The 12,624-nt window shown below is 42.3% G+C and carries 8 protein-coding genes; all 8 read right to left on the bottom strand.

Features of this window, described 5'->3' with window-relative positions; genetic code table 11:
• Positions 1-155: 155 nt before the first annotated feature.
• Positions 156-4,490, bottom strand: coding sequence for a PolC-type DNA polymerase III (locus H9631_RS03065; RefSeq protein ID WP_191809816.1), 4,335 nt, complete (start codon positions 4,488-4,490; stop codon positions 156-158).
• Positions 4,491-4,737: 247 nt separating this feature from the next.
• Complete coding sequence (locus H9631_RS03060; RefSeq protein WP_191809814.1) at positions 4,738-6,444, bottom strand: proline--tRNA ligase; 1,707 nt, start codon at positions 6,442-6,444, stop codon at positions 4,738-4,740.
• Between the two features lie 20 nt (positions 6,445-6,464).
• Positions 6,465-7,730, bottom strand: a complete 1,266-nt coding sequence (rseP, locus tag H9631_RS03055) for an RIP metalloprotease RseP (protein ID WP_191809812.1) — start codon at positions 7,728-7,730, stop codon at positions 6,465-6,467.
• A gap of 15 nt (positions 7,731-7,745) precedes the next feature.
• On the bottom strand, positions 7,746-8,891 hold the full coding sequence (locus H9631_RS03050) for a 1-deoxy-D-xylulose-5-phosphate reductoisomerase (protein WP_191809810.1): 1,146 nt from the start codon (positions 8,889-8,891) through the stop codon (positions 7,746-7,748).
• A gap of 243 nt (positions 8,892-9,134) precedes the next feature.
• Positions 9,135-9,920 (bottom strand): phosphatidate cytidylyltransferase, encoded by a 786-nt coding sequence (locus tag H9631_RS03045; protein ID WP_191809808.1) that lies wholly within the window; start codon positions 9,918-9,920, stop codon positions 9,135-9,137.
• Positions 9,920-10,714, bottom strand: coding sequence for an isoprenyl transferase (locus tag H9631_RS03040; RefSeq protein ID WP_191809806.1), 795 nt, complete (start codon positions 10,712-10,714; stop codon positions 9,920-9,922). The genes H9631_RS03045 and H9631_RS03040 overlap by 1 nt, the downstream gene beginning before the upstream one ends.
• 507 nt (positions 10,715-11,221) lie before the next feature.
• Positions 11,222-11,779, bottom strand: coding sequence for a ribosome recycling factor (gene frr, locus H9631_RS03035; RefSeq protein ID WP_191809804.1), 558 nt, complete (start codon positions 11,777-11,779; stop codon positions 11,222-11,224).
• On the bottom strand, positions 11,779-12,504 hold the full coding sequence (gene pyrH / locus H9631_RS03030) for a UMP kinase (protein ID WP_160705201.1): 726 nt from the start codon (positions 12,502-12,504) through the stop codon (positions 11,779-11,781). The genes frr and pyrH overlap by 1 nt, the downstream gene beginning before the upstream one ends.
• Positions 12,505-12,624: the final 120 nt, after the last annotated feature.

The raw sequence follows: 12,624 nt of genomic DNA, 5'->3' as shown, positions 1-12,624 counted from the left end.
CCAACTTAAGTGAAAGCTTAGTCTAATTTGAATTTCTTTTCTTACAATACGAAAGAGTGGGGGGCACCCACTCTTTTTGCGCAGAGTCTATTCATAGTATTTCCAATAAAAATATACCATAACCCTATACCATTTGCAAATAATTGGCTGAAACCTCAGAAAAGAGACAGCTGGTTTTGATCAGGTAGTGATTCTAAACAACCTTGCTGATCCAAGTATTCTATCACTGTCTTAGAGACTTTTCCACGCTTCTGGAGGTCTTCCTTCGACAGAAATTCTCCATCCGCACGAGCCTTTACAATGTTTATAGCAGCATTTGTACCTAAGCCAGGGATGGCGTTGAATGGCGGAATCAATGTATTCCCGTCAATGACGAATTCAGAGGCTTTCGACCGATAAAGATCGACTCGCTGAAATTTAAATTTGCGTTCGCACATTTCTAGAGCGATCTCCAGAACTGTCAGCAGGTTCTTTTCTTTCGTTGAGGCATCAAGCCCTTTTGCATTGATTTCTTCTATTTTGGATCGGATAGCCTGAGAACCGCGCACCATTGCTTCAAGATCAAAATCCTCCGCTCTAACCGTAAAATATGCCGCATAATAAAAGAGTGGATGATGGACTTTGAAATAGGCGATTCTCACTGCCATCAGTACATAGGCCGTAGCGTGTGCTTTTGGGAACATGTATTTAATCTTTTTACAAGAATCAATATACCATTCTGGGACTTTATTATTCCGCATTTCTTCTTCCCATTCTGGCGGCAGCCCCCGTCCTTTCCTCACAGACTCCATAATTTTAAAAGCCAGTGACGGTTCAAGACCTTGATAAATAAGGTAAACCATAATATCATCCCGACATCCAATAACCTCAGATAGTGTACATGTTCCAGCTCGAATCAGCTCCTGAGCATTGCCAAGCCATACATCAGTACCATGTGATAGCCCTGAGATCTGGACGAGCTCTGAAAATGTAGTTGGCATGGTATCCTCAAGCATTTGCCTTACAAAGCGGGTACCAAACTCGGGGATCCCTAATGTTCCTGTCTTACACATAATCTGCTCTTCTGTTACACCAATAGATTCAGTGCCGCTGAAGATCTTCATTACTTCCGGATCATCGATTGGAATCGTTTTAGGATCCATACCGCTAAGTTCTTGCAGCATACGGATCACTGTGGGATCATCGTGTCCAAGAATATCCAATTTTAATAGATTGCTATCTATGGAGTGGAAATCAAAATGTGTCGTTCTCCAATCAGAACCGGTATCATCGGCTGGAAACTGAATCGGACAAAAATCGAATATTTCCATGTCCGACGGCACTACAATGATTCCACCCGGATGCTGTCCGGTTGTCCGTTTCACGCCGGTACACCCTTGCACTAGTCTATCGATTTCCGCATTCCGCATCATTAAATTATTGTCCTGTTCATAACCCCTTACATAGCCATAGGCTGTCTTTTCTGCCACTGTTCCAATCGTACCCGCCCGGTATACGTAGTCTTCTCCAAACAGTTCCTTCGTATAATTGTGAGCATGCGGCTGGTAATCACCAGAGAAGTTCAAATCGATATCCGGCACCTTGTCTCCCTTAAATCCTAAGAATGTTTCAAAGGGTATGTCGTGTCCATCCTTTTTATATCCCGCCCCACATTTTTCACAAGATTTATCCGGAAGGTCAAATCCGGAGCCGACTGATCCATCATCAAAGAACTCCGAGTGCTTACATTCTGGGCAAACGTAATGGGGAGGCAGTGGATTGACCTCCGTTATTTCAGTCATCGTAGCCACCAAGGATGAACCAACCGATCCCCTTGACCCTACCAAATAACCGTCCACTAAGGATTTTTTTACAAGTTTGTGAGAAATCAAATAGATAACGGCAAACCCATGACCGATAATACTTGCTAATTCCTTCTCAAGCCTTGCTTCCACTATCTCTGGAAGTTGTTCACCATAAATTGACTGAGCCATTTCATAACTCATTGACCTGATTTCTTCTTCAGCTCCGTCAATTTTCGGAGTATACAAATCATCTTTGATCGGTTTGACATCTTCTATCTTGTCTGCAATCAAGTTTGAATTTGTTACAACAACTTCATATGCTTTTTCTTTTCCAAGAAAAGAAAACTCAGCTAACATTTCATCTGTTGTTCTGAAATGAACTTCAGGCAGATTGTATCTATTCATCGGATTGGCTCCGCCCTGTGATCTGATCAGTATTTCCCTGTAAACCTTGTCCTCTTTGTTCAGATAGTGAACATTTCCGGTAGCGACAACAGGCATATTCAATGCTTCACCCATACTTACTATATTTTTGATAATATCCTCAAGATCCTTCTCATCCCTTACGAGCTCCATTTCAAGAAGTGGTGCGTAGATGGGTTTCGGATGAATTTCCAGGTAATCGTAAAACCCTGCTGCTTTTTCCGCTTCCGCACGTCCCTTTTGCATCATTGCTTCGAAAACTTCTCCTTTATCACAGCCAGAGCCGACAAGGATACCTTCTTTATATTTTTCCAATAAAGACCGTGGGATACGCGGAACTCTATAAAAGTAGTTCATGTGAGAATAGGAAACTAGCTTATAAAGGTTTTTGAGCCCGTCATCATTTTTGGCGAGTAATGTACAATGGGAAGGCCTCGCCCGTTTATATGAATCGCCTTTTCCCATATTGTCATTCAGTTGATCATGGTAAAGAATATCCTTCTGTTTTGCATCTCCGAGCAATTTCAAAAATATTTTCCCTGTTGCTTCTGCATCATAAATCGCCCTGTGATGCTGGACAAGCTCAATATCAAACCGTTTAGCCAATGTATTCAATCGATGATTCTTAAATTCCGGATACAGAAACCTTGCGAGTTCCAAAGTATCAATCACCGGATTTTCCACTTTCGGCAATCCTGCTCTCTGGTTGCCAGCACTTAAAAAGCCTATATCGAATGATGCGTTATGTGCAACGAGTATGTCGTCCTCAATCCATTCATGAAAATCCTTGAGGACCTCTTCTATTTCGGGAGCATTTTCGACCATGTCATCCGTTATTCCCGTTAACTCAATTGTAGTAGCTGACAAAGGGTGATGCGGGTTTGCAAACCTTTCGAAACGGTCAATTTCTTCTCCGCCGCGTATTTTGACTGCAGCCAACTCAATGATTTTGTCATATATTGCCGAGAGGCCCGTGGTCTCAACGTCGAAAACGATATATGTGTCTTCTTCTAATAGTCTATGAGCGCTGTTATAGGCAATTGGGACACCATCATCAACCAGATTGGCCTCCAACCCATACAACACTTTTATATCATTCTTTTTTCCAGCACTGTAAGCTTCAGGAAACGACTGAACGACTGCATGATCTGTAAGCGCAATAGCGGTATGTCCCCATTTTTTTGCTTGAGAGATAAAGCTGCTTATGGATGTAACGGCATCCATTTGGCTCATTGGCGAATGCAAATGGAGTTCAACTCTTTTTTGCCCTTCCGCTAAATCTTTTCTTTCCTTCGCCTTCACTTCATTGATATCTTGGGCCATAAGAACAAGCTCCCTGGCAAAGGTATCATTTTGCACACTTCCACGAACCCTTACCCACATGCCTTTTTTCAGCATATTCATAAGGGCAGCATCTTCATTATCTTTCGAGAACTTTTTCACGGAAATAGAGTTCGTATAATCCGTCATTTTGAAAGTAAGCAATGTCCTTCCGCTGCGAAGCTCTCTTGTTTCAGCTGAAAAAATATATCCTTCCACCGTGATACGGCGTTCTTCATCATGGATTTCTTCAAGTCTTTTAATCTCTTCATCACTTTTGATTGTATATCCAATCGTCAACGGACCACTCATTTCTACGCCGCTGTCATTCTCTTTCTCCGCTTCCATCCGCTGCATCTCCGCTAAAGCCTGACGTGCCCGTTCTTTGTCTTCTTCTTGCTTTTCTTTCATAAATTTCTCATACTCTTCATTTGATTTTGCCTCATCACCGATTTCTGCTGACAGCATGACAGATGGAAAACCAAATTTCATATATATGTCGGAAAGTTCTTTTCCGTATTTTTCCTGAAGCGTCCTCGCCTCCATGTCATTTCTGACCTTGACAATAAGTTTATTGCCTTGGACATCAGGAAGCTGTCCATCTAAAAGCCCGAAGAGCATCGGAGACATCCCCTCGATCTCTTGTAGACAGTCACGCCAATAATCGATAACAAGCTCTTTATTATATGTATGATCATTGTAAGACAGAGTGAAATCCACCTGTGCAATCTTGTGAAAGGCTTGTTGAAGTTTTTGGGAAAATGTTGTATAAACGCGGCATGGGAGTAGACTTTCCAATAAAAAATAAAAATGCCATCTCTTGTTTGTTTTATCGACAACCAGTTTTTCTATCTGACCGGATTGAAAATATTGCATATATTGGTCATCTGTTAACCCTATCTGCTGGAGCAGCAATAGGAAACGTTCTTTTTTTTCGGCGGGATTCTGCGTCTTGGACGTCATTTTTTGATCCTCTCCCCCAATTCATTCTGCAAATAAGCTAAGCAGCAGGTGTGTATTCATTTTGAATATCTTTCCGTGCCCTACCATCCAAACAAACTAAAAATATTATGCCCAGCTTACCAGCGGATCCAAGCATGATGGGCTTCTGATCCCTGGGATGAACAAAACACTTGCGCTTCTTATCACATAAACTTTCTTTATTTTAACAAAGGAAGGCACCTTTTAAAAAGGTACCTTTCATTTTGAATTACAATTCTTTAAAAATATTTGTAAGCACTTGTAGCAGATCCTCTGCTTTCACTTCCTGCACTTCACCGGACTTCCGGCCTTTTACTTCCACAATGCCTTCAGCAGCTTTTTTACCGACTGTCACACGAACTGGCATTCCAATCAAATCAGAATCTTTGAATTTGACCCCAGGCCGTTCATTGCGGTCATCTAAGAGCACATTATAGCGATTTTCTTTCAACTCTCCATACAATTTTTCAGCAAGATTTTCTTGATCCGAATCCTTCATATTAACTGGAATCAAATGAATATGATAAGGAGCAATATTTGCTGGCCAGATCAATCCGTTCTCGTCGTTGAACTGTTCAGCAACCGCCGTTAGTGTACGCGATACACCTATGCCATAGCAACCCATGAGATATGGCGATGGTTTTCCATTTTCGTCCAAATATGTTGCTGACATCGCTTCGCTGTATGTTGTTCCGAGTTTAAAGATATGCCCGACTTCGATTCCTCTAGCGAATTTGATCGTCCCTTTTCCATCAGGAGACGGATCACCTTCCTGAATGAATCTGAGATCCACAAATTTTTCAACTGTAAAATCTCTCCCAGGAACGGCATTCATGTAATGGTAATGATCTTCATTGGCACCGCAAACAGCGTTTACCATCGTCTCTATTGCCTTATCAGCAATGATTCTCAAGGTTGCTGGAAGATTGACAGGTCCGATGGAACCGAATGAACAATTCAAGAGCTCTTTGGTCTGCTCTTCATCAGCAAATTCAACTGAAGTTGCATCCAAGGCATTTTTCACTTTAATATCATTGATTTCGTGATCTCCCCTGACCAGTACCATGACGGGCTCTTCGTCCACAATCAGGACAAGGGATTTGATGATCTTTGATGCTTGTACATTTAAGAACTCTGAAACTTCAGCAATTGTTTTTTGTCCAGGCGTTTCTACTTTAGAGAGCTCTTTTTCCGGCTCATCCGATTTTTCATATTCCTGGTGAACTTCTGCCATTTCTATGTTTGCAGCATAGGAGGAACCATCTGAGTAAGCAATCGTATCCTCTCCAATCTCCGACAGAACCATGAACTCCTGTGTATCTTTCCCGCCAATGGATCCGGAATCTGCCAAAACTGCTCTAAAATCCAAACCACATCTAGTAAAGATATTCGTGTAGGCTTGGTACATCTTTTGATAGACATCATCAAGACTTTCCGCTGATGTATGGAAGGAATACGCATCTTTCATGATAAACTCACGACCTCGTAAAAGACCAAAGCGCGGACGCTTTTCATCCCTGAATTTCGTTTGGATTTGGTACAGTGTCACGGGAAGACGTTTATAAGATGGTACTGCATCACTCACAATGGTTGTAATGACTTCCTCATGTGTTGGGCCTAATGCAAAGCTGCGATCATGCCTGTCATGCATTCTCATCAACTCATCACCGTATGTATACCAGCGCCCGGAGGACTGCCATAATTCGGCTGGTTGGAGAGCCGGCATGAGCAGCTCGGCTGCTCCAGCGTTTTCCATTTCTTCTCTAATGATCTGCTCAATATTATCAAGCGCTCTTTTGGCAAGCGGCAAGTATGAATATACACCGCTTGCGATTTGCTTTATAAAACCAGCTCTGAGCAGCAGCTGATGGCTTTTAATTTCAGCATCAGACGGCAGCTCGCGGAGCGTTGGAATCAATGTCATGCTTTGCCTCATCACTTGCACCTCTATCTACATTATTTAATAATAAAAAATCGTTGAATGTCATTCCATGTAACAACAATCATCAAAACCATCAAAAGAGCGAAACCGATAAAGTGGACCATTCCTTCTTTTTGGCGGTCAATCGGCTTTCCGCGCAGGGCTTCTACGCCAAAGAACAGAAGGCGTCCACCATCAAGTGCCGGTACTGGGAGCAGGTTCATGATTCCTAAGTTAATACTTAGGAGAGCAGCCCATTTTATCAGTAACAGAACTCCTGATTTCGCCACGGTTTCCGTTGTTTTATATATGCCGACAGGGCCCGCCAGCATATCAATAGAGAACTGCCCTGTAACAAGCTTTCCAAGCAATCTGAAAATCTCTACTGTCCAATGGTAGGTTTCAGTGAAACCATTGATGGCTACGATTGAGAATGACTTATCAACGGGCGCTTGCACTCCAATCAAGCCAAACTCCTCGCCGTCAGCTACCTCTCTTTTAGGAGTAACCAGAATGTCCAGCGTTTTATCCTCACGTTCAACTGTAAAGGCAAGCTCTTCTCCAGGATGACTGCGGACAACTTCGGTAATATCTTCAAAGTTTGAAATTTCGGCGCCGTCGATGCTTAAAACAACGTCGCCCTCCTTAAATCCTGCTTCGTATGCTGATCCGTCCGGAAGCAATTTGCCGATAAGCGGATCGTTTATCTGTACTCCTTGGATGAACCCTAATACTGTGAAAATAACGATGGCAAGTACAAAGTTCATCATCGGTCCGGCAAAAATGGTCATTGCCCTTGCACTCAGTTTCTTAGAACCAAACTGGCGGTCCCATGGTGCTATTTGTGTTTCCGTCTGATCTTCGACAATCATGGCTTCATGAGATAGATGGAACGTTTTTAATGTCTCATCGTCTCCATCCTCATACCCTTTTATCAATAGATCATGTTCAAGGTCGGCCGATTCCACTTCCACTGCGCGTGCATTTGAAAAACGGTCCTTTCCCTGCAATATTACTTTTTCTACCAGACCATCATCATTTAAAACGAGTGCTACCCGATGGCCTGGCTTGATTTCCATCATCTCCGGGTCATCTCCGGCCATTCTTACATAACCCCCAAGAGGAAGAAGACGAATGGTGTACAATGTTTCCTTTGTTTTATGGGAAAACACCTTAGGCCCCATACCGATCGCAAACTCTCTGACAAGTATTCCTGCACGTTTCGCAAAGACAAAGTGTCCCAGCTCGTGGAAAAATACCAAAGCGCCAAAAATAATGATAAAAGCGATGACTGTATTCAAAAAAATAACCACCTTTTAAAGGAGTGTATGAACTAACCTTCTTGTCTCCCTATCTACTTCCCTTATGGCAGAAAAATCAGGATTTTCAATGATATGATGCCTTTCCATGGCTGTTTCGATCAGTTCTTCAATCCTGATAAATGGTATTTTCTGTTCAAGGAAAGCATTTACAGCAGCTTCATTTGCTGCATTTAATACTGTTGGTAATGTCCCGCCCCGTCGCCCGGCCTCATAGGCGAAATATAGGCATCGGTACCGGTCCATGTCCATTTTTTCAAAGTGAAGCTCCCCAATTTCCGCAAGGTTAAGTTTTTTCGCCGACGGAAGCGGCAAGCGCTCCGGATAAGTAAGAGCGTATTGAATGGGAACTCTCATATCAGGGGTTCCCAGTTGTGCAATCACACTGCTGTCATGGAATTCAACAAGCGAGTGAATGATACTTTCTCTGTGTAAAAGAACATCTATTTGATCATAGGGTAAATCAAACAGCCAATGAGCCTCTATCACCTCTAGGCCTTTGTTCATCATTGTAGCAGAGTCAATTGTAATTTTGGAGCCCATTGACCAATTAGGATGATTTAAAGCCTGTTCAAGGGTCACGGACTTCAATTCTTCTCGGCTCAAATCTCTGAAACTTCCGCCTGATGCAGTAATCAGCAGCCTGGAAAGATTCTGCATTTCTTCACCTTGCAAGCATTGGAAAATGGCAGAGTGCTCGCTGTCTACTGGTAAAATATCCACTTTTTTTTCCTTTGCCGCCGCCATGACAAGATGTCCTGCTGTGACTAAAGTTTCTTTATTAGCTAAAGCAATAGTTTTTCCAGCTTCAATCGCCTGTAATGTCGGATAGAGTCCAACACTCCCGATAACTGCATTTAGAACAACATCCGCCTTATCGTATACCGCAGCTTCCACCAAACCTTGTTCACCGCATACAAATTTTATATTAGAAGAAAACTCCCCTTGCAAAGTTTCGCAGTCCTCTTTTGTCTGTACCGAAACAAGCGGCGGCTGAAACTCCATAATAATCTCTCTGACAAGGCCTATATTTCTGCCGGCTGTTATGGCAGCCAGTTGAAATTGCTCAGGATGTTCCCTGATCAGCTCAAGAGTTTGGGTGCCGATTGACCCTGTTGCTCCCAATAAACTAATATATTTCAAACTCTTCACTCCCGATGACTACTATTCATACTTATTCAACTAAAAACCAAATTTAGAAGCAAGGTCTGCACAGAAACAACATCCATGCGCCTTGGCATATTTGCGCCTAGCATTTATCGAGCTTCGGCCATAAATTTCCTCTGAAGGCTTTAACTTCATTCAGCCGGGGTTTAAACCCTACTGAAATACTAATACGCATTCATCTTACCACTTACAGAAGTGGAAGACTTCTGCTGAATGAAGTTAAATAATTTGCAGCACATGGACGAGCGGCAATACAAACAGCCAGCTGTCACATCTGTCCAAAATGCCTCCATGCCCTGGCATGATATTACCCGAATCCTTCACCCCATAATGACGTTTGAAGGCGGATTGAGCCAAGTCCCCAATTTGTCCAAAAACGGAAAGTACCACAGTCACAATCAGCAATTTGACTAGAGGGATGTCAAGGCTGGTAAAGCTGAAGAATGCCAGCGCAATGAGGACAGCAATCACAATCCCGCCGAGGGAACCTCCGATGGTCTTATTTGGACTGATTTCAGGCCATAGCTTACGTTTGCCTAAAGACCTTCCAACAAAATAAGCCCCTGAATCTGTTCCCCATACAACAAACAATACATAGAACAGATAAACGATTCCAGCTTCGCGTGTTTCCATCAGAAAGTGGAAACCAATTCCTACATACAATACCGATAGTATAACAAATCCAGCATCATCAAAAGTGAATTTATTTTTACTTATAACAGTATATGATAAAAAAAGGAGAACAGCCAAAATGGCAGCCTTTATTTTAATATCCGCCCCATGTCCTGAATCAAACACTTGTCCGGGTAAAAGAACAACCCAAAGGAGCGCTAAAGACAAGACTCCTTGCACAGATGCGAGCGACAAGCTTCGCATTCTCAATAATTCATACACCCCAATTGTTGCCATAGCATATATCAAGAGAATAAAAGGAATCCCGCCGATATAAAGCAATGGCAAAAAAATCGCTATTGCTACTATTGCTGAAATAATTCTAACCTTCATTATTGTATCTCCTCACCGAGTAATCCGCCATATCGCCTAGAACGCTTTTGAAATGATTCAACTGCTTCAAGTAAGTGCTCTTCCGAGAAATCAGGCCAGAGAACATCCATGAAGTACAGCTCTGTATACGCAAGTTGCCAAAGCATGAAATTGCTTAGGCGAACCTCCCCACTTGTTCTGATAAGCAAATCTGGATCTCTCAAACTTTTTGTCATTAAATAATTCGAAAAGCATTCATTGTCAATATCCTCTTCATTGATAACGCCTGTCTTGACATCTGTGGCGAGATGTTTGATGGCATCAATTATTTCCGAGCGGCTTCCATAGTTTAATGCAAAGTTTAAAATAAGACCGTCATTGTTTTTTGTTTTCTCTTTCGCATGATCAACAGCTCTTCTTGTACTGGCTGGAAGTTGGTCCATATCTCCCATTGTTGAAACTTTAACATTTTCCTCTATCAATTCGGGTAGGAAACTGTTCAAAAACTGTTCTGGAAGTTTCATTAAGTAATCAACCTCTGTTTTAGGGCGCTTCCAGTTCTCAGTTGAAAAAGCATATAATGTAAGGATTTTAATTCCTAGTTTATTAGCTGCTTTCGTTACTTTTTTTACTGTCTTCATTCCCTCATGATGCCCTGCAATACGAGGAAGAGTCCTTTTTTTCGCCCATCTTCCGTTACCATCCATGATAATAGCAACATGGTCCGGAATAGGGTGAGCAAGAATTTGACTGATTCGGTCTTCCTGCCCATCTTGATCCTTTGAAGTTTTCCATAACTTCATTTTATTGAACATAACAAGTCCTCCGTCAGAAATACATTCTTCTGTGCGTCAAACATATTTTAGCATATCCATATGATGAAGCGATATGATTCTCCATCGATTTATTCCTTCATTTTGGTATAAAAGGAAAAAACCCTCCAAAAGGAGGGATTTTATATTTAAAATAAGAACTTTTCCTAGTTACCCGAATTGAACAGGCGCCTCCGCTTTTGTTTAACGTCCAACTCTAGCGCCTATCGACTAGCAGACTTCACGCCTACTCCTACGATAAGTCAACATCGGCTCCTTTGATCGCCGTGTTTCCTTTATCTCGTCGAAGGCACTCCAGTCTGTACGTCGATGGACAGGCGCCTCCGCTTTTGTTTTAACGTCTAGCTTCAGCGCCTATCGACTAGCAGACTTCGCACCTACTCCTACGATAAGTCAACATCGGCTGGCCTTTGGCTTCGCCGTGTTTCCTTTATCTCGTCGAAGGCACTCCAGTCTGTACGTCGATGGACAGGCGCCTCCGCTTTTGTTTTATACAGCCAAAACTTCCTGTTCCTTCTCTTTTGTAAGTTCATCAATTTGCTTAATATGTTCATCCGTCAGCTTTTGAATGTCATCTGCATAACCGCGCAGGTCATCTTCAGAAATTTCACCGTTCTTTTCAAGTTTTTTTAAATCTTCGTTTCCGTCTCTACGAATGTTTCTTATGACAACCTTGGCATCTTCTGCTTCTTTTCTAACTTGTTTCACAAGATCCTTACGTCGGTCTTCTGTTAGTTGCGGAATGGAAATCCGAATCAGGGAACCGTCGTTGTTTGGCGTTAAACCAAGATCGGATTTTAAAATAGCTTTTTCCATTTCTCCTAAAGTCGTTTTATCATAAGGCTGGATCACAAGGAGACGAGCTTCAGGTACTGAAATGTTTGCCATTTGATTAATTGGTGTCGGGGCACCATAATAATCCACAGAAATTTTGTCCAAAAGCGCTGCATTCGCCCGGCCCGCACGAATGCTTGCTAAGTCGCGACTGTACACCTGAATGGCTTTTCCCATTCTGTCTTTCGCATTTGAAATCACTTTATTCGGCATTATTCCTTCCCCCTTACTATCGTTCCAATTTGTTTACCCATGACAGCACGTTTGATATTCCCTTTTTCAGTAAATGAGAACACAATCAACGGAATATCATTGTCCATGCAAAGGGACGAAGCGGTAGAATCCATGACAGCAAGTCCTTCTTTCAATACATCAAGATAAGACAGCTGGTCATATTTAACGGCATCCTTATTTGTCTTCGGATCTGCACTGTATACGCCATCCACATTATTTTTGGCCATTAAGATAACATCAGCTTCAATTTCCGCTGCTCTTAATGCCGCTGTTGTATCCGTTGAGAAGTATGGGTTACCAGTACCTGCCGCAAAGATAACAACACGTTTCTTTTCCAAATGTCTAATGGCACGGCGTCTGATATAAGGCTCGGCCACTTGAAGCATATCAATGGATGTTTGAACACGAGTTTCAATTCCAAGCTGCTCCAGGCTATCCTGCAAAGCTAGGGAGTTCATAACCGTTGCAAGCATTCCCATATAATCTGCAGTTGCACGGTCCATGCCCATCTCACTTCCAACTTTTCCGCGCCAGATATTTCCGCCTCCAACCACTACAGCAACTTCAACATCAAGTAAAGCTACTTCTTTAACTTGCTCTGCAATAGATTTGATCACTGTGGGGTTGATACCGAAGCCTTCATTTCCTGCCAGTGCTTCACCACTTAATTTAAGTACAACTCTTTTATATTTTGGGGTATCCATCTGAACCTCCAATAATCCCTTATTGTATGTAATTGACGAATGTTGTTTTTAAAATAGGGAACACGATGTGTTCCCTATTTTAACATATAAATTCTAAGCTCATGATTATTAGGCCACGAT

Source organism: Bacillus norwichensis, from assembly GCF_014836955.1.
In the GTDB taxonomy this organism is placed as follows: domain Bacteria; phylum Bacillota; class Bacilli; order Bacillales; family Bacillaceae_C; genus Siminovitchia; species Siminovitchia norwichensis.
The sequence above is the reverse complement of the archived record's forward strand: the minus strand, read 5'-3'. Positions and strand labels throughout refer to the sequence as shown.